Raw genomic sequence first — 22046 nt, 5'->3', positions numbered from 1 at the left:
ACTTTCCTTTCGATCACATCTGGAACTCGGGCAGCTGAACGACCAGGCCGTCCCACTCCTGCGACACCGCCATCTGGCAAGACAGCCGGGAGGTCGGCTGCCGCTCAGGATTCATCGACAGCATCTCCTCCTCGACAGGACCGGATAGACCCACCTCCTCAGACCACTGGGGGTCGACGATGACGTGACAGGTGCCGCACGCGGCCTCTCCCCCACAATCGCCGTCGATGCCCGGCACCATGTTGTCGACCGCGACCTGCATGAGCGACCGGCCCTCGTCCAGCGGCGCTTCATGCTTCTCGCCGTCGTAGGAAACAAAGGTGACTACACCCATTGGCTTGACTCCTCACGATCGAAAGCGTGATGAAAAGTCTTGTGACTCCGAGGGGGTGTGGCTATGGTCACGTCAGTCAGAATGTTGTGATTTCGGCTCAAGGGATGCGTGCGATGCGTGTGGACGAACCCGGCGTCCCGCCTCTCGCGTTCGCGCAGATGCTCAACAGCTCCGTGATCGACCGTCAAGCTGCCGCCCGGTTCCGCACGGTGATGGCGCGGGAAGGGACCGACGAGACCGCACTTCTCGCCCGGGACCAGCAGGCACCGGTGCGCTGGTTCCGAGAGGTGTACCCGGACCTCGACAGCGCCCAGGCGACCCAGTTGGGTTTCGCCTTCGCCGAACACTCCCAGCTGACCTCCTTCGGGCCGCTGAGCGTGCCGCTGGTGAGCGCGGGCTCGGTCGCAGAAATTGTGGAACTGCTCGCCTTTCTGCCCTTGATCTCCACCGCCCTGCGCCCCCACGTCCACCCGAACGAAAGCGGCCTCACCATCGGGCTCACTGCACACACCCGCGACCCGGACTTGGACCGCCTCGTCATCGCCTACGGCGGCTCCACGGTGCTGCGACTATTGGACCTGCTCGCAGGGACCCTGCCCTCGGTCACGCTGTACCTGGAGTGGCCAGCGCCGGCGTCTGCCGCGGGGTGGGAGCAGTCCCGACGTGGGCGCGTCGTCTTCGACGCGCCCACCTCGTACGTGCAGGTCCCCCAGGACGCGCTCGAGGAGGTGTGCCGCTTCGCAGACCCCGTTGCTTATCGCGTCGCGATCGCGGACCTACGCACAGCACTCGAGCGACGCCACGGCACGATCTCCTTCGCAGAGCGAGTGCGGGTCCTGCTCGAGGAGGACCCCGGAGAGACTCACAGCGCCCGTGTTGCTGACAAGCTCTCGGTCTCGACCAGCACCCTGAAGAGAAGACTCGCCGAGGAGGGCACGACCTTCCGTGACGTCCGCGAGTCCTGGCTGCGCGAACAGGCGATTGCACGCCTGCTCGACCCGACCACAACGATCAGCCAAGTGGCCGCGGATCTCTCGTACAGCGATCTCAGCAACTTCTCACATGCCTTCAAGCGATGGACCGGCCAGTCCCCGAGCCAATTCCGGCACACGAAAGGCCGTGTGCGCAGGCAAGGCATGCCCATCGTGTAGCAGGCCCCGACTTCCGACAAAGCCTGCGAGCACTCTCCCGAACTGACGGGGACCAACATCGTTGAGGGACCTCGTCGCAACCTGAAGTGGCCTACGCGTTGGGTGGCGTCAACGATCACACCCGCCGCAAGTGCGCGTAGCGAGGCAGCGTCCCTTGAGGTGCTCGACGTTGCACGCCCCGGTTCAGCTGTCTCCTAGGATGGCCGGCGTCCCTGCCGACCTGACGCCACTCATGGAGTGGTGCCGTTTGAGGCGACGCGTCCGAGAAACCCGGCCAGCTCGCGGGTGAAGACGGCGTTGTCGTCGCCGGCGATCATGTGTCCGGCTCCCGGGGTGACGACCTCGACGGATTGCGGTATCGCTGCGGCGAGTTCGGCCGAGCCCGCAGCCGAAACCACGTCTGACTGCGCGCCACGGACCATGAGCGTCGGGACCTGAACGTTCCGGGCTGCTGTCATCAGGCGGTGGTGATCGATCGCGCGGGTCGGCTCGTCCCCGAAATTGAGGAACGCGGGGTCCCAGTGCCAGTGCCATCGTCCGTCGGGGCCCTGCCGGACGTTCTTGCGCAGACCATCGAGGTTGCGTGGGCGCGGGCGATGCGGGTTGTACGCCGCGACCGCGTCGGCCACCTCCTCGAGGTCGGCGTAACCTTCGGGGCGGGCAGACATGAATCTCTGGATCCGCTCCACGCCCGCCGCCTGGACCCGGGGCGCGATGTCGACCAGGACGAGGCCGCTTGCCGGGACGCGGTGTTCGCCGACCGCCATGAGCGCGGTGATGCCGCCTAGCGACGCCCCGACGAGGACCGGCTCGACCCGCAGTTGATCCACGGCAACCACGAGGTCCTCGACGAAGGCTTCGAGCGAGTAGTTCCCGTCAGGGGCCCAGCCGCTGTCGCCGTGTCCGCGCAGGTCGAGGGTGACAGTGGTCCAGTTGCGTGTGGCCAAGTCTGCTGCGGTGCTTCTCCACGAGTGGCGGGTCTGTCCTCCGCCGTGGAGGAGCATCGCGACTCCGTCCTCCGGGGCAGCGTCGTATCGATCACCGGCAAGGGTGACGCCGTCTCCGGCGAGCCGGATCGGGGTGGAAGTAGGCATCTCACTTCTCTCTCGGTGGGACCATGCAGGTCATCGCATGAACCGTGTCAGTTGGTCGGCGGCCACGATCCGAAGGCTGGCCTCGCGATCTAGAACTGGCCGGCACGTCGGCCGGGCCCCGGCGGCCCGGCGAAGGCTTGAGCGATGCGCATCCACTCCGTGGCCACGGCCCCCTCAATGTCGAGGTGGGTGTCCGCTAGGTGGCGACGTTGGGTGACGGCGAGGCAGAAGTCGAGTGCTGACCCGGTTACGCGGTTTGCGCCCCCAGGCGGACCCCATTGCCACACCGCGGCGTCAGGTCCGGCGAGCTCGACTCGAACAGGCGTCTTGGGCACCGGTCGACGCTGTGCTCGGAAGCTGTTCGGCAGAGTGCGAACCCCTAGGTCGGCGATGTGCTTGAGCCTGTGTGTGGCGACGGCACGTTCCCCGAACGCATCGGCGATGTCCTGCCCGTGCGCCCAGGTCTCCATGAGACGCGCGGTCACAAATGAGGTCATGCTCATTGTTGGTCCGAACCACGGGACACGTGCGCCGGGCGTGGCAGAGCGGATAGCAGAAGCCATGCGCATCCGTGCCTGCAGGAACTCGGCGAACAGCTCCTCGCCAGTCATTGCGCGACCTGGGAGGTTCGCGCGCTCGAGGAACTCGACGGGGTCCGAGAGCGCCCGGTTGCGCAGATCCTCGAAGCCGGCTCTGTCGGTGATCGCCAACCGGGCCGCGTCGTCCGAGAAGGTCAGGTGCCGCACCTGGTCCCGCACAGTCCAGCCCGGTGCGGGCGTGGGTGTGTCTATGTCCGCGACCGGATGCGAGAGCAGCAGCCCCATCAGTGAGCCTGTTTCGTGTGCGAGGTCGCGGAGCAGGGTGTCGAGTTCCACGCTGTTCGTGCTGCTGGCTGGGGCGACCGTCCCGGTCGCCCCTTCGGTTAGCGGCCCCGCCATTGGGGTGCTCGCTTCTCGCGAAAGGCGCGTGGTCCCTCTTGGGCATCGGCGCTCCGGTACACGGGTTCCCAGATTCGGTCGGCCTCGTCCAGGGCATCGTGCCATCCTCGGTCCGCCGCTGCGTAGACCATGGCCTTTGATGCTGCGACGGACAGCGGGGCGTTAGCGGCTATCCGCTCGGCGAGCTGCTGGGTGGTTTCGCGCAAGTCGTCGCTGGGAACGACCTCGTTTACCAGACCGACCTCGAGCGCTCTTGCCGCGCTGATCGGGTCGCCCGTCACGAGGAGCTGCATGGCCACGCGCGGGGGAATGAGCCAGGGCAAGGGTGCCGCCCACGGCGAGCCACGCCCTACTTTCACTTCGGTCACCGCGAACCGGGCGTGATCTGCTGCCACGACCAGGTCACACATCTGGGCCAGTAGGAACCCGCCCGCATATGCCACCCCGTTCACCGCTGCGATGGTTGGCTTGTCGACCGCGACGGTCCTACCGAAGTAGGGGATGAAGTCCGGGGGCGGTACGCCGAGGCTCTGGTCCGCCATTTCCTTCAAGTCTCCGCCGGCGCAGAAGGCGACGTGACCGCTCCCGGTGAGGACCATCACCTTGGCATCGGTGTCGGCGTTGAACCGGTCGACGGCGGCGAACAGGCCGGTACGGACCGCAGTGTTGATCGCGTTGCGTGCGTCCGGGCGATTCAACGTGACCCAGGCAACGTGGTTGTCGACGTCGTAGGTGACCGCGTCGTCGTGCGAATGTGTCTTGCTCACGAGGCCTCCTAGTAGGAACTGGGCAGGCCCAGGCTGTGGCGGGCGACGTAGTTCAGGATCATTTCGCGGCTGATGGGCGCCGTCCGCATCAGCCTCATCGGACCCCAGAGTGTGGCCAGGCCGTACTCAGTCGACAGGCCGTTGCCTCCATGGGTCTGGATTGCTTGGTCCAGTGCGGCCAGTCCGGCCTCGGCAGCCGCGAACTTCGCCATGTTGGCCGCTTCCGCGGCGAGGCGGTCGCCCTGGTCGTGGAGCCAGGCCGCGCGCTGGGTCATCAGTCGGGCAAGGTCAGCGTTGATCCTGGCGGCCGCCAACGGATGCGCCACCCCCTGATGAGAACCAATGGGGACACCCCAGACCTGACGGGTTCGAGCGTACTCGGAGGCCTTCTCAAGGGCGTAGCGAGTGATGCCGTTGGCTACTGCGGCCCCCATGATGCGCTCGGGATTGAGGCCGTGGAACACTTGGCGCAACCCGTCACCTTCGGTGCCGACGAGGTTCTCGGCCGGCACTCGAACATCGTCGAAGAACAGGGTGAACTGCTTCTCGGGGGCCGTCATCTCCACCGGGATCAACGTCTTCGTCAGCCCCGGCGCGTCCGTCGGAACCACGACAAGGCTCAGCCGTCCGCGTCCGTTCTCATCGGACCCCGTCCTGGTCACCACAAGAACCGTGTCGGCCTCGTCGACACCGGAGATGTAGTACTTGGTCCCATTCAGCACGTAGTCGCCGCCGTCTCGTCGCGCAACCGTAGCGATGTTGTGAGAGTTCGACCCGGCGTCGGGCTCGGTGATGGCAAAGGACATGATCGACTCTCCGCTGATGATCGGCGGAAGCCACCGCAGTCGCTGCTCGTCCGTGCCGAAAGCTTGAATGAGAGAACCACAGATGGCCGGGGACACCACGAGCATGAGGAGCGGGCAGCCTGCGGCGGCGAACTCCTCGGCCACGATCTGCAGTTCGTAGACGCCGGCCGCGCCGCCGCCGTACTCCTCCGCGAGATTCACGCCGAGGAAGCCATAGTCACCGGCCTGTTTCCAAAGCTCCGTGCACTTTCCCCCCGACTTCGCCATCTCGACGAAGTATTCGTGGCCGTACGCCCCGCCAAGCTTTCTGACAGCGTCGCGCAGGGCGTGCTGTTCGTCGGTCTCGCGAAAGTCCATCGTATGCATCTCCTTCATTGGCGTCGGATCGCTGAACGTCCGAGGCGCTCAGTTCGGCTGAGTTCGTTTTGCGGTCACTCGCTTGGGTCGATGACCACCAAGACGTCGCCGTCGCGGACTGCTGTCCCGCGCTCCACCATGACGTCGCGGACGACGCCCGGATACGGGCTCGTGACGGTGTGCTCCATCTTCATCGCCTCCATGACCACTAACGGCTGTCCCATGGCGACCTCCTCACCGGCCGTCACATGCACACGTGTGACGCTGCCTGGCATGGGGGCCGTGAGCGAGCCGGCTGCTTGAGGTGGGCCGGCGAGCGGGAACCGCGGTACTTCGGTGAACGCTGTGTACCCCAGCCAGCTGTCGACGTGGACCGAGCACGACTCATTGTCGACGAAGCTGGCGACAGTCACGGCTGTTCGTCGGCCATCGATGTCGAGGACAACCCGGTGTGGGCTCACCGCGGCCAGGGCCAGCTCGCCCAGATCCTCGTTGTTGACACGCGCGTGGACAGCCCCATCACCGAGCGCGTACTGGACCTGGTAGTGACGTTGTCCCGCTTCGAGGCTGACCTGCTGCATCTGCGACGGGTTGTTCCGCCATCCGAGAGGCATCGTCCGCTGGACCGTGGCCTCGGCCCGCTTCTGGGACACCCGGGCCAGAGCGGCCGCCACCGCATGCCACTGCTCGACCTCGGGACCGGCCAGCGGACGACTCAGCTCCACTGGGGAGTAGCGCGTCAAGAAGCCGGTGTCGGTGCGGCCGGCAGCGAACTCAGGATGCCGCAGGATCCCGACGAGCAGGTCCCTGTTGGTGGTCAGTCCGTGGATACGGCTTTGCGCGAGCACCGCGCTCAGTTTGCGGACGGCTTCGCTGCGACTGGGCGCCCAAGCGATCACCTTGGCGAGCATCGGATCGTAGTACTGCGAGATGGACGATCCAGACTCCACGCCGGTGTCCACCCGGACACCGGGCACCGTGTCGAGGTCAAAGGTCTTGAGGGTCCCCGTCTGCGGCAGGAACTGCTGCATCGGGTTCTCCGCGTACAGTCGCGCCTCCACGGCATGCCCGGTGATCTTCGCCTGGATGACCTCGCCTGCGAGTGGCTCGCCCTGAGCGACCAAGAGCTGTTGGCGCACCAGGTCGATGCCGGTGACCAGCTCGGTGACCGGGTGCTCGACCTGCAGTCGGGTGTTCATCTCGAGGAAGTAGTAGTGGCCCTCACGGTCCATGACGAACTCGACCGTGCCGGCACCCACATAGTTCACAGCCTGCGCGGCCGCCACGGCGGCTCGCCCCATCTGCTCACGCAGCACATCGTCCACGGCCGGCGAGGGGCACTCCTCGATGATCTTCTGGTATCGCCGTTGGATCGAGCAGTCCCGCTCGAACAGCGGGACGACGGTGCCGTGCGCGTCGGCCAGGACCTGCACCTCGATGTGTCGGGGATCAACCACTAGGCGCTCAAGGAAGACGGTGCCGTCACCGAAAGCCGCGGATGCTTCTCGTTTGGCAGCGAGGACGGCCTCGGTCAGGGCGGGCTCGTCCAGCACTGTACGCATGCCCCGACCGCCACCACCGGAGGAGGCCTTGACCAGCAGCGGGTACCCGACGTCCTCCGCGGCCTGGTGCAGCAGGTCGTCGTCCGCGTCGGTCACCTCGACCCATGGCAGTGTGGGAACTCCGGCGCGGGCCATGGTCGTCTTGGCCGCGATCTTGGAGCCCATCGCCTCGATCGCGTCGGGCGACGGGCCCACGAAGGTCAGACCGTTCTCAATGCAGGCACGAGCGAAGGTGGCGTTCTCGGAGACGAACCCGTAGCCGGGATGCACAGCGTCGGCGTTCACACGCAGCGCGGCATCGACCAAGAGGTCGGACCGCAGGTAGGTCTCGGCCGGCGTGGCTCCCGGCAAGCGTACGGCGATGTCGGCCTCGGCGACGTGGAGCGCGTCGGCGTCGGCGTCGGAGTAGACGGCCGCAGTGGCGATACCCATCTCACGGCAGGTCCGGAAGATCCGGCGCGCGATCTCGCCTCGGTTGGCGACCATCAGCACATTGATTGAGGTCATCTTCATCACATCCTGAAGACGCCGTAGCCGCGCTGCCCACGGATCTCGGCGTTGTGGATCACGGACAGACAGAGCCCCAGGACGGTGCGGGTGTCGCGCGGGTCGATCACCGCGTCGTCGTACACCCTGGAACTGTTCGCCCACGCGGTTTGCTCGCGCTCGATCTGAGCCTGTACCGCTTCACGCATGGCCGCATCCGCTTGCTCGTCGAAGGGCAGGCTCCTGTCGGCTGCGGACTGTCTGGCCACGATCGACATCACTCCTGCAAGCTGTTGGGGTCCCATGACGGCCGTCTTGGAGTTGACCCACGAGAACAGGAACCGCGGGCCGAACGCGCGACCGGCCATTCCGTAGTTGCCGGCACCGTAGGAGACGCCGATGTTGACGGTCAGATGCGGGACGCGACTATTGGTGACCGCGTTGATCATCTTCGCGCCGTCCTTGATGATGCCGCGCTGCTCATAGCTCTTGCCCACCATGTAGCCCGTCGTGTTCTGCAAGAACAGCAAAGGAGTGTCGATCTGGTTGGCTAGCTGGATGAACTGGGCGGCCTTCTCAGCCTCCTCGTTGAGCAGCACACCTCGGGCGTTCGCGAGGACGCCGACTGGGTAGCCGTGGATCGATGCCCAGCCCGTCACCAGCGAGGTGCCGTAGAGCGGCTTGAACTCGTCGAACCGGGATCCGTCAACGATGCGGGCGAGCACATCACGAGGGTCGAACGGCACCTTGGCGTCAACCGAGGGGACGCCAAGCAGCTGTTCGGCCGGGTAGAGAGGAGCGTCGGGTGGTTCGGTCGGACCTGGACCCAGCTTTCGCCAGTTCAACCGTCGCACGATCTCCCGACCGATACGGAGGGCGTCGAGCTCGTCGTCGGCCAGGTAGTCGGCGAGCCCGGAGGTGCGGGCGTGCATCTCCGCGCCACCGAGCGACTCGTCGTCGGACTCCTCGCCGGTCGCCATCTTCACCAGGGGTGGCCCACCGAGAAACACCTTGGCACGGTCACGCACCATGACGACGTAGTCGGACATGCCGGGCATGTAGGCGCCGCCGGCGGTGGCGTTGCCGAACACGAGGGCAATGGTGGGCAGCCCGGCGGCGGAGTGATCGGTCAGGTCTCGGAACATCCGACCTCCCGGAATCGCCACGTCCGCCTGCGTCGGAAGATCCGCACCTCCGGACTCCACAAGCGTGATGATCGGCAGCCGGTTCTCCTTGGCGATCTCCATCGCCCGGAAGACCTTCTTGAAGCTGTGGGGGTTCAACGTGCCGCCACGCACGGTCGGGTCGTGCGCGATCACCATGACCTCCACGCCCTCGATGACGCCGATGCCCGTCACCAGGCTGGCGCCTACCGTGAATTCACTGTGCCACCCCACCAACGGCATGAGCTCCAAGAACGCCGAGCCCTCGTCCAGCAGCAGTTCGATGCGTTCACGTGCCAGCATCTTGCCGCGCGCGCGGTGGCGCTCCACAGACTTCTCGCCCCCGCCCAGGAGCGTCGAGGCCAAGAGGTCCCCCAGCTCCAGTATTTCGCCGAGCACGTGTTTCTTGTTCGCCACGAACTCGCTCGTCGTGGTGTCAACGCGATCAGGAAGTACCTGCACTTGTCCTCATTTCGTCTAGCAACTTCAACCGCCTGGTCTGGGGATCGTTCACGGCCAGGGCGTTCAGGGCGTCCCTGCTGGTCCGGGAAGAGCTTCGGGAGCGCCTTCGAGGACGCCTTCGAGGATGATCGACATGATGTCCTCGACGATCCGGTCGAGGGGCAGTTCGCCTGCAGCCTCGTACCACTGCGGGATGGAATTGAGCCCGGCGAAGATGAACTTGACCACCGGTCGTGCCGGTACGTTCTTGAACTCCCCCGACCCGATGCCCGCCTCGAGAATGGACACCAAGACGTCCTCGTACTTTCGCCGGGCGTCGGCCAGACTGGGATCAGCCGACTTCGACATCAGCACCGCGCTGGTCTCTGCGAGAGCCCTGCCTTCCACGGTGTTCAACACCCGGTTCACGTGTGTCCGGATGAACACCCGCATCCGCTCGGCAGGTTCGCCGTGCCCCGCCTGGATCGGTTGGGCGTGGGCGGCATCGCTCAACAGCTCGGCGAGCAGGTCGCTCTTGGACGGTACGTAGTAGTACAAGCTGGCCTTCGACAGGCCGACCCTGTCGCCGATTCGCCGCAAACTCGCATCGTGGTAGCCATGCTCAGCGAATTCCTCTGCCGCTGCCTCCAGGATGTCCTGGCGGCGTCGGAGTTGCCGCATCTCTTTGCGCTGGTGGTTCGCATTCTCAGTCACGGCGCGACCCTAACGGCGCGCATCGCACCTCCGGCGTCGACAGTCAGCCGGCCCCGCACGCAACGGTGGGAGACCGATCTACGCATCGAGTTCCATCAGCAACAGCGCCTCGCCCATTGCCTTCCCCTGTGCATCGACCCGGAGTGAGGTCGTTCCTCCGCCACCGAGCACGGAGGTCAAGACGAAGTTGAGCGCCGCAAGGTTCGGCAGCTCGTACCGCGTCACCTCGCCCAGGCAGATGCCGGCGAAGTGATCGGCGACACGGGCGGCTGTGACCTCACGCTCCAGGAGTGCATAGTGCGACCGGTCTCGTGCAATGAGGCCAATATTGACCGAGTCGCCCTTGTCACCGGACTTGGCGTGAGCGATGTTAATGAGTTTCATGGGTTCTCCAACAGGCTGACGTGGGGCTCGACCGCGGTCTTCGGGATGAGAGTGGGCCAGTACGCCATGACGCGGCTGGGCTGCACCCGTCCCCCGGCCAGCAGACCGGTGAAACCAGGGGGGCCCATCACCAAGGGAGCGATCTCGGCCGCGAACTTGCTCACCGTGCTGTGCTCGTCGGCCCACACCGAGACTCGCAGGACGAGTTCCGAAGGATCCGATTCCTGGGGTGTAAGACGGCCGTGGACCGAGTTGTGGCCGACGTAGTCTGTGCGGATGTCGCGGAACGAGAGCCCCAGCTCCCGCAGTCGCGTCCGAAGGATGGAGTCGGCCAGTTCTGCCTTGGCAAGCGCGTCGGGCCACGCATAGGTGATCATGGCCGATCCGCGGAAGCCGTCCGGGTATGCCATGGAGACCTTCAGGGAGTCCGTCGGAGGCCGACCTCGCGCGCCTGAGACCTCGACCCGGTCCTCTCCTGCCTCCCGCAACCGGATACTGGTGAAGTCGGCGATCACGTCGGGGGACAAATAGGCGGTGGGGTCGCCCAGTTCGTACAGGAGCTGCTCGGTTACGGTCGCGCTGGTCACGGCACCCCCGGTGCCGGGATGCTTAGTGACGACGAAGACGCCATCGTCACGGGCTTCGATGATGGGGTACCCGACATGTGCCAAGTCGGGCATCTGCTGCCAGCCGCCCTGGAAGTTGCCGCCCGTCGCCTGGGCCCCGCACTCGATGATGTGGCCGGCGATGGTGCCGGCCGCCAGCAGGTCCCAGTCGTCCCACTGCCACCCGAACTCGTGGACCAGCGGGCCGAGCACAAGGCCCGGGTCGGTGCATCGTCCGGTGATCACGACGTTCGCGCCCTCTCCCAGGGCCTGGGCGATCGGCCCCGCCCCGAGGTAGGCGTTCGCGCTCGCAACGCGCGCCTTGACCTGGTCGAACGGCTCTGCGGTCTCGAGGCTCTGCAGTGAGACACCCTCCGAGCACAGGTCGTCAAGCTTGCCGAGGACGTCATCGCCGGTCACCACCCCGACGCGTAAGCCGCTGATCCCCTTGTCTTCAGCCACCTTCAAGAGAGTCTGCGCGCAGCCCAGGGGATTGATGCCGCCAGCGTTGGCGACGACCTTGACGTCGCGCTCGAGGCAGTCCTGCATGATCTCTGCCATCAAGTCGATGAAGTCCGTCGCATAACCGGCAGCAGGATCGCGCTCGTACTGCTTTCGCAGGACCGACATGGTGATCTCAGCCAGATAGTCGAGAGTCAGGTAGTCGATCTGGCCGCCCCTGACCTGGGCCACGGGAGCCGCGGGGCTGTCACCCCAGAAGGCTTGTCCATTCGCGATCCTCACAGTCTTCACTTCAGGCCTCCAGGGAGTGTTGGGCCGCAGCAGTCTGTCGTTGCAGACTGGTGCACAAGAGCATCCCGACGGTCGTCACGATGTCGTCGACACTGCATCCGCGCGAGACGTCCGCGAAAGGCAGCGCCAGTCCTTGCAGGACGGCACGCGCACGTGCCCCGCCTACTTGTTCCGCGACCTTGTACGCGATGTTGGCAGCGTCGAGGTTGGGGAACACGAAGACGTTCGCTGATCCGGCGACAGGACCCGCGGCAGACTTTCGACCCGCGACCGACCTCGACACCGCAGCATCGAACTGCAGCTCCCCGTCCGCCACGTCGCCCGGGAATCGCTGTTGGAACAAGTCAGCTGCTCGGCGCGCCTTGTCTGCGAAGGACGACTTGGAGCTTCCCTTGGTGGAGAACGACAGGAACGCGATGCGAGGCTCGGTCCTCATGAGAGACCGCCATGTCTGCGCGGTCGCCGCGGCAATATCCACGAGCTGATCGATATCGGGCAGGGGCGTGACCACAGCGTCGGCGAAGGCTAGCGTCCCAGCCGACCCGACCTCTGGGCGCTGAGTATCGAGGAGGATTGCCCCGCTGACGGTGGTCCGGTCTTCCGACCGACCAATGAATCTCAAACCAGCGCGAAGCATGTCCGCGCTGCTCACGTCAGCGCCCCCGATGGCTGCCTCCGCCCAGCCTGCACGCACCAGCATCGCGCCGTACGAGGCGCGATCATGTGGCACATCGGACACTGCCTGACCGCTGTGGCTCTGGAAGTCGTCGACCAGCCGCCCGCGCAGGGCAGCATCGTGGGGGTCCAGCGACTCGATCCCGCTGACGTCCAGGCCGGCTCGGCCCGCAGCTGTCCGAATGGCGGAAGGCCTACCGATCAGGATCGGTCGACACGACTGCGCTTGGGCGAGGGACACCGCGGCACGCAGCATCCGGGGCTCTTCACCTTCGATGAACACGACCCGCGCCGACGGCACGTTGGGGAAGGTCCTCCAGGTGCTGCCCCGACTCGATGGTGCCGTTGGAGGTTCAGGCGGTAGGTTCACTGGCCACCGACTTGAGGCCGAGCGCCTCGACGTACTGGTCTTTCAGCACGAACTTCTTCACCTTACCTGCCGGGGTGAGCGGGTACTCCGGTACGAATTGGACGTAGCGAGGGACCTTGAAGCTGGCCAGTTTTCCGCGGCAGTAGTCGATGAGCTCTGTTTCTGTCGCCCGATGGTCGGGCTTCAGTTGGATGACGGCCAGGCCCACTTCGCCGTACTTTTCGTCCGGAACTCCGATGAGGTAGGCGTCCTGGACTGCGGGGTGGGTTCGCATGAAGGCCTCCACCTCCGCCGGCGCGACGTTCTCTCCCCCCACGATGTACAGGTCCTTGAGGCGCCCGGTGACGAAGTAATAGTCGTCCTCGTCTCGTCTGACCATGTCACCGGTGTGCAACCAGCCGTCCTGGTCGATGACCTCGGCAGTCTTCTCGGGCATCTTGTAGTAGCCCTGCATCACGTTCGGCCCGCGGGTACATAGTTCCCCGTCCACTCCCGGTCCCACGGCTTCCCCCGTGACCGGGTCGATGACCTTCGCTTCACAGCCCTTGGGACGGCCGACCGAGCCGACCCGCTTGTCCAAGGGGTCCGTGCGGCGGGAGATCGTGATCAGCGGCGAGGTCTCGGTCATACCCAGACCGATGATCAACGTGAGCCCTAAAGCCTCCTCCACAGCCCGGGCGGTTTTGATGGGGCATGGCGCACCTGCCATGAATGCCATCTTCATTCGACTGAAGTCCAGCTCGTGCAGTGTCGGGTCGTGCAGCATCGTGATGTAGATGGTCGGCACACCGCCGGTGTGAGTGCACCGCTCATCCGCGAGGATGCGCAGCGCTAGCGAGGGAACGAACCGGTCCATGGAGATGAGGGTGGAGCCCCTTTGCAGGGCACTGAGCAGCCCCAGCACGCATCCGCCGTTGTGGAAGAAGGGGATGGGGATCAGGTACCGGCTGGAGTCGTCGAGCTCTAGCGCCTCGCTGAAGTGCCAGGCGTTCTCAAGGAGGTTCGCGTGCGAGAGCAGACAGCCCTTCGGGTTCCCTGTCGTGCCGGACGTGTACATGATCATCAACGTGTCACTCGGCTTGACCTCCGCAGCACACTCGAGGATCTCGTCCTCTCCCACGGCGCTCCCGGCATCAATGAGGTCATCCATCGAAAGGGCTCCCGGCAAGCGTGAGTCGCCGACGCAGATCACATCCCGCAAGTACGGGAACCGGGAAAAGCCATCGCGCTTGCTGGCCGCCAACTCCGGGAGCAGCTCACGAAGGGCTTCCTCGTAGTCGACGTTGAGGAATCTCGGCGTGTAGATCAATGCGACGGAGTCGGACTGACGCAACATGTACTCGAACTCGGCGTGGCGATAGAAGGAGTTCGCCGGCACAAACACGGCGCCAAGCATCGCTGTCGCGTGTTGGAACACGACCCACTCGACGCTGTTTGGGAGCCAAACCACCACGTGGTCCCCGTGGCGAATGCCCCGGGCGTTCAGGCCCTTCGCAACGTCGACAGCTCGCGCATAGAGATCTTCGTAGGTCAGCCTGCCTACTCGCTTGCCCTCGTCCTCGAAACACACGATTGCTTCCCGTTGGGGGGCGTGACCTCGCGCCACGACAAGTCGGTCAGTCAGGGTGTCTTCACGCGGGTTGTACTTGACGTCGTGCACGTGCGCTCCTTCATGAACTTTCGACCGGCGTTTGAAAACCTACTGGCGGTCGGGTCCGCTGTCAACGGTGCTTTCCCCTCGCCGCGAGTGCACGCTGCAAAAGGGGGCGCTGGCGCTCGGAGCGTCCTCATCGAGGCACGTACGTCTACGGCTTCTACGGAAGCGGCCTCACCATTGGGCTCACAGCCACCGCACACACCCGCGACCCGGAACTGGACCGCCTCGTCATCGCCCACGACAGGTCCACGGTGCTCCGCCTGCTGGACCTACTCACAGGGACCCTGCCCTCGATCACGCTGTACCTCGAGTGGCCCCCAACCGGGAAGCCGCATCGGGAAGCCCTCCACGATTCGGGGAGAGCCACGCTCACTGACGTGGACGACGAAAGCTCGGCCCGCACCATCCAGACCAAGCTCACCGTCGCCTTCGCACTCACGCGCGAGCGGCCCCGACGATGGCCGACCATGGCTGGGGTCGAGTGGTGAACGTGGCCAGCGCCATCGGATTGGTGGGCGACACCCACTCCAGTGCCGACGCGGCCGGCAAGGGCGGAATGATCGCCATGAGCCGCTCACTGGCTGCCGAGCCGGTCGCGGCGGGGTCACCGTCAACACCCTGTGCCCGGGCCGGGTGGAGACGGACCTCGTCAGCGACCTCCACTCCGACGAGCGCTTCCAGCAGCGCATCGTGCGGCGTACCCCGGTCCGGCGCTGGGGGGTGCCCGCCGACATGGCCGCCGCCGCTGTCTTCCTGTCCGGTCCCGGATCGGCGTTCATGACCGGACAGACCCTCGTAGTCGACGGCGGCATCTCGGCGACCTGGTAACGAGGACAACCGCTCGGTCGGCGGGGGACTCAGCGGTCCACTGCTCGTTCTCCTCCACCGTGCTGCTGTCGCAGCACCGTCTTGAGCACCTTGCCAGTGGCGGTGCGAGGAAGCTCCGGCACGAACTCAATCCGGGTGGGGCACTTGAAGTGGGCGAGTCGGTCCCGGGCGTACGCGATGAGCTCCTCGGACGTCGTATCCGCGCCTTCCTCGAGCGTGACCGTGGCCACGGGCGTCTCGCCCCAGCGGGAGTCGGGGACCCCGACCACGGCCACCTCGCGGACCGCGGGATGCCGGTAGAGCACCTGCTCGACCTCGATCGGGTAGACGTTCTCGCCGCCAGTGATGATCATGTCCTTCTTGCGGTCGACGAGCGTGATGAAGCCCTCGGCGTCCATGCGGCCCAGATCGCCGGTGTGGAACCACCCGCCGCGGAACGCCTCGGCGGTGGCGTCGGGGAGGCCCCAATAGCCGGTGAACACGTTCGGTCCGCGGAGGACCAGCTCCCCCACCTCGTCGGTGCGCGCGTCCTTGTCGGCGTCATCGGCGATGCGCGCCTCGACGTGAAACACAGCCCGGCCGATGGATCCCGCCTTCTCCTTGACGTGATCGGCGTCCAGGACCGATACGATCGGAGCGGTCTCGGTCATGCCGAACCCTTCCTGGAAGGGAAGTCCCTTGCCCTGGTAGAAGTCGATGACCGGGAGTGGGCACGGCGCTCCCCCCGAGACGGCGAGCTCCAGCGAGGACAGGTCGAAGTCGTCGAAACCGGGCACCGACATGAGAGCCGCCCACATGGCCGGGACCATGAACTGCACAGTAGCCCGCTCTCGGGACATCGCGCCCAGCGTCTGGGTCGGGTCGAACGAGGGCAGAAGGACGTTGGTCCCGCCGACGTACAGCAGCGGCAGGGTGTGAATCCCCAGGCCACCGATGTGGAACATCGGCGCCACGGTCACGGTGACGTCGCTCTCCCGCAGGCCGCGCCCGAAGGACAGGCTGTTCACGACGTTCCACAGGTGGTTGTCGTGAGTCAGCATCGCTCCCTTGGGTCGCCCTGTGGTTCCGGATGTGTACATCAAGCACGACAGGTCGCGCCGGTCGACGTCGATGTTCACAGGACGGGGCTCGCCGCTGGCCAGCACCTGGTCGTAATCCAGCTCGCCCTCGTCGGGTTCGCCGCCGACGACGAGTCGCGATCGGACGCGAACCCCGTCACCGTCCAGAGCCGCGCGCGCTACCGGCGCCAGGGGCGCCGAGTACACGAAGGTATCAGCTCCCGAGTCCGCCAGGAGGTAGGTGATCTCCGCCGGTGCGAGACGCACGTTCATGGGGACGAACACCGCGCCCAGCTTGGCCGTGGCCAGCATCGTCTCGAGGAACGCGGTGCTGTTGACCAGCAGCCCGGCGACGCGGTCGCCCTGGCGAACCCCCAACGCACTCAGTGACCGGGCCAGCTGATTGGTGCTGCTGTCCAGGTCGGCGTAGGTCAGGCGCCGCTCACCGTCGACCACCGCGATCCGGTCCCCGGAGAGGAACGCCCTCGTTGCCACCCAACTGCCGATTCCTGTGTCCATGCATCGTCCTCACGGAAGGGGGCCCGATCTTGCGGTGACCCAGGTCACGCCAGTTTGGTCAAACCTGACCATGGCGTCAAGATAGGGGCTACGCGGCACCGTCGGACGGAGGAATATCGCATGACGTCAGCCGAACCAGTATCCCCGCCGGCCACCGCACGTGGCCGGCGCACCAGGTCAGCGCTGCTGCAGGCTGGGCGAGAGCTGTTCGAGGAGTGCGGCTTCTCCGCCGTCGGCATCGATGCGGTGGCCCAGCGAGCCGGGGTCTCACACGGGACGTTCTACACATGGTTCGACTCCAAGGAGGCGTTGCTGCGCGAGATCGTCACCGGTGTCGCCGCTGACATCTTCGCTGCGACCTCGATCGGCGCCCGCCTTCCGCCGGCCGCGGCGTACGCCCGCATCGAGGCCGCGAACCGGTCCTTCCTGAGGGCCGTTACCCGTTACTCCCGGATCCTGCGCGTGCTGGACTCCCAGGCGGATGTCCGGGAGGACTTCCGGGAGCTGCGACTGGAGATCCGGGAGTCCTTCGTCCGGCGCGGCATGGAGGGTTTGGTCCGCATGCAGGAACTGGGCCTGGCCGATCCGCTGCTGCCGCCGCGGGCGACGGCCAGCGCTCTGGGCGCCATGGTGGAGTCCTTCGCCCACCTGTGGCAGGACCCGGTCGAAGGGTTGAACGAGGCGGAGGCCGTCGACGTCCTCACTCGCCTGTGGGCCGGGGCGATCGGGCTGGCGCCGTCGGCCTGGCCGGGGGGAGACCGAGCAGTCACAGCGCCGATCGGAGCGCTCAACGAGTGAGCGGCGCGCAGCCGCGAAACCCGTCAGCGCTGCTCCCAGCGCCACGGGGTTTCGCGGCTGCGCGCCACCCGTCCCCTGCTTTCCAGGAGGACCAGGTGCGCCAGAGTTTCCGCGACAGCCGCCCTGCGCATGAAACCGGAGACCTGGTCCCAGGGGCGAGACCAGGTGAGCGCCGCGGTCAGCTCCCACGTGGTCGGTGCCGTCGTCAGAGCGGTGTGAATCTCCTCCAACCGTTCGTCGTGGTGGCCCAGGAGTGTCGACACGCGCGCCGCGAGGCCGGCGAAGCGGTACTCGTGCGCGGGCAGCACCTCGTCCAGCTCATGATCCAATCCACCGACGCGTGCCAGGGAGTCGAAGAAGTCGGCCAGCGGGTTTCCGGTCGACTGCGCGTGCACCCCAATGTTGGGAGTGATGCGAGGAAGGACGTGGTCCCCGGAGAAGAGGAGGCGACGCCGGTGCTCGTGGAAGCACAGGTGGCCGGGAGAGTGACCGGGCGTGTGGACCGCTCGGAGATCCCAGCCGGGCAACGGCATCCGGTCGCCGTCCCGAAGGAGGCGGTCGGGCTCGGTCTGGCGGACGTAGGCGGCGATCGGCAGCGAGGCGCGGGCCAGGGCCCGCAACTCGTCCTCGGGTACGCCACAGTCCCGTAGCAGCCTGTCCATGTGCTCTACCAGGTCGGTGATGCCGGCTCCATAACGGGCGGGCAGCAGAGCCGCGTCGTCTGGATGTAGTCCCACCCACGCACCCGAGGCCTCACGGATTCGCCCCGCCAGGCCGTAGTGGTCGGGATGGATGTGCGTCACCATCACGCCGCGGACGTCGCTCATGGCGTATCCGGCCGCCGCCAAGCCGTCGGTCAGGGCCTGCCAGGCGTCGTCGGTGTCCCACCCGGCGTCGATCAATGCCAGCCCGTCGTCCAGTTCGAGCGCGTAGACCAGGACATACCGCAGCGGGTTGTCGGGAATGGGGACGGGGATGGACCACAGCCCCTGCTGGACCTGCTCCACCGGTGGCAGCACCCTCTCCGCCCACGCCTGCTTCTGGGCGGCGCCGGTGACCCGAAACGGGCGGGCGGCCCCGGCGGTCACAAGCCGAACCTCTTGCTGATGACCTCGTTCATGATCTCGTTGGTTCCGCCGCCGATGCCCAGGATCCGCGCGTCCCGGTAGTGCCGCTCGACCTCGGACTCGCGCATGTAGCCCATACCGCCGAAGATCTGCACCGCCTCGTTCACCACGAAGTCGCAGGCGTAGACGGCGGTGTTCTTCGCCATGGACACCTCGGTGACGACGTCCTCGCCGGCGAGGTACCGCTGCGCGACCGCCCGCGTGTAGCACCGCGCGACGTCGACCTGGCGGGCCATCTCGGCGAGCTTGTGCCGGATCACCTGGCGGGAGGACAGAGGTCGCCCGAACGTCTCCCGGTCCCGTGCCCATCCGATGGCCAGATCCAAGGCGCGGGCCGCGGTGGCGTACGCCTGAACGGCGAGGCCGATCCGCTCGTTCTGGAACTGTTGCATGATCTGCACGAAGCCGGAGTTCTCCGCGCCCACGAGGTTCGCGGCCGGCACCCGGACCTCGTCGAAGGAGAGCTCGGCGGTGTCGCTGCACCGCCAGCCCATCTTGTCCAGCCGGCGGGACACGGTGAACCCGGGCGTCGCCTTGTCGATGACCAGCAGCGAGATCCCGGTGTGGCCGGGTCCGCCGGTGCGCACCGCGGCGGTAACGAAGTCGGCGCGGACGCCGCTGGTGATGAAGGTCTTCGCGCCGTTGACCACGTATTCGTCGCCGTCGAGGACCGCCCTGGCACGGAGGTTGGCGACGTCGGAACCCCCGCCCGGCTCGGACACCGCCAACGATCCGATCAGCTGCCCGGCGAGCGTGGGGCGGACATAGCGGTCGACGAGCTCGGGGCTGCCGTTGGCGGCGATGTGCGGAAGCGCGATGCCCTGGGTAAACAGCGCGGCACACACCCCGGTGGATCCGCCGCCGTGCAGGATCTCCTCGGTGATGATCGCGGAGTCGATCGCGTCGCCGCCGCTGCCGCCCACCTCCTCGGCGAACCCGACGCCGAGGAGACCGACGTCGGCGGCCTTACGGTGCAGATCGCGAGGCAGTTCGCCGGACTGTTCCCACTCGTCCATATGGGGTGCGATCTCGCGGGCGACAAAGTCACGCGCCAGCCGCCGTAGCGCCACCCGCTCCGGTGTGCTCCACGGGTCGCCGGCGGGTGCAGTGATGTCGGTCTGCGTCACGGTAGTCCTCTTCCATTCAGTGCGTCCGCCGGAGCCACCCATGCCGGCGAGCGTTTGCCCAGCAGCGCGGCGATGCCCTCCCGCGCTTCGTCCGAGGCGAATCTCTCGGCGGAGACCGCAGCCATCCGCCGGAAGTCCTCTTGCAGATCCGGGCCGGGGAGGTCTTGCAGCAAACGCTTGGTGATCGCCAGTGCTTTGGGGGCTCCCCGGCCCAGCTGCCCGGTCAGCCCGTCGACCGTCAGGTCCAGCTCCTCGTCGGTGACCGCGCGATCCAGCAGGCCGACGTCGCGGGCGCGCAGCCCGTCGAAGTTCTCTCCGGTGAGAAACAGCTCTCGGGCGGCGCGGCGGTCCATCCGGCGCAGGCAGGGAACGGCGATGATGGCCGGGGCCACGCCGATGCGGACCTCGCTGAACCCGAACGTCGCCCCGGCCAGTCCGACCGTGAGGTCACATGCCGCGATCAGGCCCAACCCGCCCGCGCGTGCAGCTCCGTTCACCCGAGCGACGACAGGTGCGGGGCTCTCGTAGATCAGTGTCAGGATGTCCGGCAGGCCGACCGTCGGCGGCGCCACACCTGCCCGCTGCTCCTTGAGGTCGGCGCCGGAGCAGAACACCGGGCCGGTTCCAGTCAGCACGACGACTCGTGTCCGATCGTCGGCGATGACCAGCGCCAAGGCCGCATGCAGCTGTTCGACCAGGTCACGCGACAGGGCGTTCCGGTTGTGCGGGGAGTCGAGGGTGACCTCCGCGACCGGGCCGCGGTGGCGGACGTGGACCAGCTCCTTGTCAGCCACGGAAACGCTCCCGCAGTTCGTGCTTCTGGATCTTGCCGGTGGCCGTCTTGGGCAAGCCGGTCAGGACCTCGATCCGCTTCGGGACCTGGAAGCCGGCCAGGTGCTCGCGGCACAGCGCTGTCAGCCGCTCCGAGAGGCCGGTCGGGTCGACGGCGGGGTCGACGGCGACGACGACGGCTGTCACGGCCTCGCCCCATCGTTCGTCTGGTACGCCGATGACCGCGGCCTCGGTGATCTCCGAGGAGCTGAGCAGCACCCGCTCGACCTCGACGGAGGAGACGTTCTCCCCGCCGGTCTTCACGATGTCCTTGAGTCGGTCGGAGAACCAGACCACGCCCTCCTCGTCGAGGTGCCCGATGTCGCCGCTGTGGAACCAGGCGTGCGCGAAGGCGGCGGTGTTCGCTTCGGGGTTGTTCCAGTAACCGCCCATCACGTGCGGACCGCGGTAGACGATCTCCCCGGTCTCTCCCCGGGGCAGCAGGTCTCCGCCCGGTCCCATCGTCCGGGTGTCGACGGTCACGACCGACGGGCCCCACGAGGCGCTCTTGGTCTCCTGGTGTGCCGGCCACTGGAGCACGGTTGCCGGCACGCACTCCGTCTGCCCTGAGCCGAGCAGCACGTCGGCGTGGGGGAAGGCGGCGGCGACCTGGCCGATCCGCTCCTGCGGCATCGGTGCCATGGCGTACATGCAGAGCCGCACTGACGACAGGTCCCGCTCGTCGAGCCTCGGCGTGGCGAGCAGCGCAGCCCACATCATGGGCAGCAGGAGCAGGTGCGTGGCCCGGCTGCTCTCCACGATGTCGAGGTAGGCCTCGGGCTGGAACCCCTGAGGAAGGATCGCGGTGCCGCCGGTGAGCAGCACAGGCAGTAGCAGCGTGTCCAGTGCCGTGGTGTGGAACAGCGGCAGCACGATCGGGGCTACGGAGAACTCGTGCCCATGCCGATGCCCCACCTGGAGCGCGCTGCTGAGTGCCGCCACGTGAACTGCGAGATGGCTGGTCAGTACGCCCTTGGGCCGGGCAGTGGTGCCCGAGGTGTAGAGGCAGTGCAGAGTGTCGCGGTCCTCGACCACCACCTGCAACGGGGTCGGGTCCACGATCAGATCGTCCCAGCGCAAAGCGGTGCGCCCGGCCACCGAGTCCGACGTCTCCCCAGTGACCACCACGGTGGTGACCTGCGGCAGATCGGGGAGTATCTGTTCGAGGAGCGGAACGAATGCGGGGTCGGCGACCACCGCGCGCACTCCTGCGTCGGCCAGGATCCACGCCACCTCGTCTGGGGGCAGCATCAGATTGACGGGCAGGGCGACGAGTGCGGACTTGGCGCAGCCGAAGAACGTGGCCACGAATCGCCACGAGTTGCCGAGCAGGAACGCTACGGGCTCCTGGCGCTCGAGGCCGGTGTCGAGCATGCCCCGCCCGAAGGCCTCGGCGGCGGCGTCGAGGCGTGCGTAGGTGATCTCCTCGCCGTCCTGCACGATCGCGGTGCGGTCGGGGAACTGGAATGCCGAGCGGGTGAGCATGTCGCCCACGGACAAT

General features: G+C 66.7%; 20 protein-coding genes and 1 pseudogene. 4 read left to right on the top strand and 17 right to left on the bottom strand.

The features are described from left to right. Positions 1–13 precede the first annotated feature (13 nt). Entirely contained in the window at positions 14–334 is a 321-nt protein-coding gene (locus ABLE53_RS13735) for a 2Fe-2S iron-sulfur cluster-binding protein (RefSeq protein ID WP_348859517.1), read from the bottom strand. A 104-nt stretch (positions 335–438) separates the two neighbouring features. Here ABLE53_RS13735 and ABLE53_RS13730 point away from each other — a divergent pair, with 104 nt between their 5' ends. Then, positions 439–1485: a helix-turn-helix domain-containing protein gene (locus ABLE53_RS13730; protein WP_348859516.1), complete on the top strand. Its 1047-nt coding sequence runs from the start codon at positions 439–441 to the stop codon at positions 1483–1485. Positions 1486–1715: 230 nt separating this feature from the next. Here the strand turns inward: ABLE53_RS13730 and ABLE53_RS13725 are convergent, their stop codons facing one another. The 11 genes from ABLE53_RS13725 to ABLE53_RS13675 all read right to left on the bottom strand — a co-directional run bounded on the left by ABLE53_RS13725 (position 1716) and on the right by ABLE53_RS13675 (position 14260). Then, on the bottom strand, positions 1716–2579 hold the full coding sequence (locus tag ABLE53_RS13725) for an alpha/beta fold hydrolase (RefSeq protein ID WP_348859515.1): 864 nt from the start codon (positions 2577–2579) through the stop codon (positions 1716–1718). An 89-nt stretch (positions 2580–2668) separates the two neighbouring features. Continuing rightward, positions 2669–3454, bottom strand: a complete 786-nt coding sequence (locus ABLE53_RS13720) for a TIGR03084 family metal-binding protein (RefSeq protein WP_348859514.1) — start codon at positions 3452–3454, stop codon at positions 2669–2671. 47 nt (positions 3455–3501) lie between these two features. Continuing rightward, entirely contained in the window at positions 3502–4284 is a 783-nt protein-coding gene (locus ABLE53_RS13715; protein ID WP_348859513.1) for an enoyl-CoA hydratase/isomerase family protein, read from the bottom strand. An 8-nt stretch (positions 4285–4292) separates the two neighbouring features. Further along, positions 4293–5447: an acyl-CoA dehydrogenase family protein gene (locus tag ABLE53_RS13710; protein ID WP_425474874.1), complete on the bottom strand. Its 1155-nt coding sequence runs from the start codon at positions 5445–5447 to the stop codon at positions 4293–4295. 74 nt (positions 5448–5521) lie between these two features. Then, positions 5522–7516, bottom strand: coding sequence for an acetyl/propionyl/methylcrotonyl-CoA carboxylase subunit alpha (locus ABLE53_RS13705; RefSeq protein WP_348859512.1), 1995 nt, complete (start codon positions 7514–7516; stop codon positions 5522–5524). A 5-nt stretch (positions 7517–7521) separates the two neighbouring features. Continuing rightward, entirely contained in the window at positions 7522–9075 is a 1554-nt protein-coding gene (locus tag ABLE53_RS13700) for an acyl-CoA carboxylase subunit beta (protein ID WP_348859511.1), read from the bottom strand. Between the two features lie 108 nt (positions 9076–9183). Continuing rightward, positions 9184–9813, bottom strand: coding sequence for a TetR/AcrR family transcriptional regulator (locus ABLE53_RS13695; RefSeq protein ID WP_348859510.1), 630 nt, complete (start codon positions 9811–9813; stop codon positions 9184–9186). Between the two features lie 78 nt (positions 9814–9891). Next, complete coding sequence (locus ABLE53_RS13690) at positions 9892–10197, bottom strand: AtuA-related protein (protein ID WP_348859509.1); 306 nt, start codon at positions 10195–10197, stop codon at positions 9892–9894. Further along, entirely contained in the window at positions 10194–11546 is a 1353-nt protein-coding gene (locus ABLE53_RS13685) for an acyclic terpene utilization AtuA family protein (protein ID WP_348859507.1), read from the bottom strand. Before ABLE53_RS13685 ends, ABLE53_RS13690 begins: the two co-directional genes overlap by 4 nt. 10 nt (positions 11547–11556) lie before the next feature. Next, the gene (locus tag ABLE53_RS13680; RefSeq protein WP_348859506.1) at positions 11557–12513 is read right to left on the bottom strand and encodes a phosphate acyltransferase; all 957 of its coding nucleotides are present in this window, start codon (positions 12511–12513) and stop codon (positions 11557–11559) included. Between the two features lie 70 nt (positions 12514–12583). Next, complete coding sequence (locus ABLE53_RS13675; RefSeq protein WP_348859505.1) at positions 12584–14260, bottom strand: AMP-binding protein; 1677 nt, start codon at positions 14258–14260, stop codon at positions 12584–12586. Positions 14261–14714: 454 nt separating this feature from the next. Here ABLE53_RS13675 and ABLE53_RS24845 point away from each other — a divergent pair. Together ABLE53_RS24845 and ABLE53_RS13670 are read left to right on the top strand one after the other, a co-directional pair. Further along, positions 14715–14786: pseudogene (locus ABLE53_RS24845) on the top strand (hypothetical protein); the annotation flags it as partial. Next, positions 14765–15085, top strand: coding sequence for an SDR family NAD(P)-dependent oxidoreductase (locus ABLE53_RS13670; protein ID WP_425474881.1), 321 nt, complete (start codon positions 14765–14767; stop codon positions 15083–15085). The pseudogene ABLE53_RS24845 and the gene ABLE53_RS13670, both read left to right, overlap by 22 nt. A 29-nt stretch (positions 15086–15114) precedes the next feature. Here ABLE53_RS13670 and ABLE53_RS13665 read toward each other — a convergent pair whose 3' ends face one another. Then, positions 15115–16662 carry an acyl-CoA synthetase gene (locus tag ABLE53_RS13665; protein WP_348859504.1) on the bottom strand — a complete coding sequence of 516 codons (1548 nt, stop codon included), beginning with the start codon at positions 16660–16662 and terminating at the stop codon, positions 15115–15117. A 120-nt stretch (positions 16663–16782) separates the two neighbouring features. On the opposite strand from ABLE53_RS13665, the gene ABLE53_RS13660 reads away from it, so the two are divergent. After that, positions 16783–17460, top strand: a complete 678-nt coding sequence (locus ABLE53_RS13660) for a TetR/AcrR family transcriptional regulator (RefSeq protein WP_348859502.1) — start codon at positions 16783–16785, stop codon at positions 17458–17460. 23 nt (positions 17461–17483) lie between these two features. Here the strand turns inward: ABLE53_RS13660 and ABLE53_RS13655 are convergent, their stop codons facing one another. The 4 genes from ABLE53_RS13655 to ABLE53_RS13640 are packed head-to-tail and all read right to left on the bottom strand — an operon-like array spanning position 17484 to position 22030. Continuing rightward, positions 17484–18548 (bottom strand): MBL fold metallo-hydrolase, encoded by a 1065-nt coding sequence (locus ABLE53_RS13655; protein WP_348859500.1) that lies wholly within the window; start codon positions 18546–18548, stop codon positions 17484–17486. Further along, positions 18545–19714, bottom strand: coding sequence for an acyl-CoA dehydrogenase family protein (locus ABLE53_RS13650; protein WP_348859499.1), 1170 nt, complete (start codon positions 19712–19714; stop codon positions 18545–18547). The genes ABLE53_RS13655 and ABLE53_RS13650 overlap by 4 nt, the downstream gene beginning before the upstream one ends. Then, the gene (locus ABLE53_RS13645) at positions 19711–20508 is read right to left on the bottom strand and encodes an enoyl-CoA hydratase-related protein (RefSeq protein ID WP_348859498.1); all 798 of its coding nucleotides are present in this window, start codon (positions 20506–20508) and stop codon (positions 19711–19713) included. The genes ABLE53_RS13650 and ABLE53_RS13645 overlap by 4 nt, the downstream gene beginning before the upstream one ends. Then, positions 20501–22030: a class I adenylate-forming enzyme family protein gene (locus ABLE53_RS13640; RefSeq protein WP_348859796.1), complete on the bottom strand. Its 1530-nt coding sequence runs from the start codon at positions 22028–22030 to the stop codon at positions 20501–20503. Before ABLE53_RS13640 ends, ABLE53_RS13645 begins: the two co-directional genes overlap by 8 nt. Positions 22031–22046 lie beyond the last annotated feature (16 nt).

The sequence above is a fragment of the Nocardioides asiaticus genome, assembly GCF_040049175.1.
GTDB classification, from domain to species: domain Bacteria; phylum Actinomycetota; class Actinomycetes; order Propionibacteriales; family Nocardioidaceae; genus Nocardioides; species Nocardioides cheoyonin.
The sequence above is the reverse complement of the archived record's forward strand: the minus strand, read 5'-3'. Positions and strand labels throughout refer to the sequence as shown.

Coding starts and splice junctions, on each gene's coding strand:
- ABLE53_RS13640 (WP_348859796.1), bottom strand. CDS start 22,030: ATGCTCACCCGCTCGGCATTCCAGTTCCCCGACCGCACCGCGATCGTG.
- ABLE53_RS13710 (WP_425474874.1), bottom strand. CDS start 5,447: ATGGACTTTCGCGAGACCGACGAACAGCACGCCCTGCGCGACGCTGTC.
- ABLE53_RS13725 (WP_348859515.1), bottom strand. CDS start 2,579: ATGCCTACTTCCACCCCGATCCGGCTCGCCGGAGACGGCGTCACCCTT.
- ABLE53_RS13730 (WP_348859516.1), top strand. CDS start 439: ATGCGTGCGATGCGTGTGGACGAACCCGGCGTCCCGCCTCTCGCGTTC.
- ABLE53_RS13735 (WP_348859517.1), bottom strand. CDS start 334: ATGGGTGTAGTCACCTTTGTTTCCTACGACGGCGAGAAGCATGAAGCG.
- ABLE53_RS13690 (WP_348859509.1), bottom strand. CDS start 10,197: ATGAAACTCATTAACATCGCTCACGCCAAGTCCGGTGACAAGGGCGAC.
- ABLE53_RS13660 (WP_348859502.1), top strand. CDS start 16,783: ATGACGTCAGCCGAACCAGTATCCCCGCCGGCCACCGCACGTGGCCGG.
- ABLE53_RS13665 (WP_348859504.1), bottom strand. CDS start 16,662: ATGGACACAGGAATCGGCAGTTGGGTGGCAACGAGGGCGTTCCTCTCC.
- ABLE53_RS13705 (WP_348859512.1), bottom strand. CDS start 7,516: ATGACCTCAATCAATGTGCTGATGGTCGCCAACCGAGGCGAGATCGCG.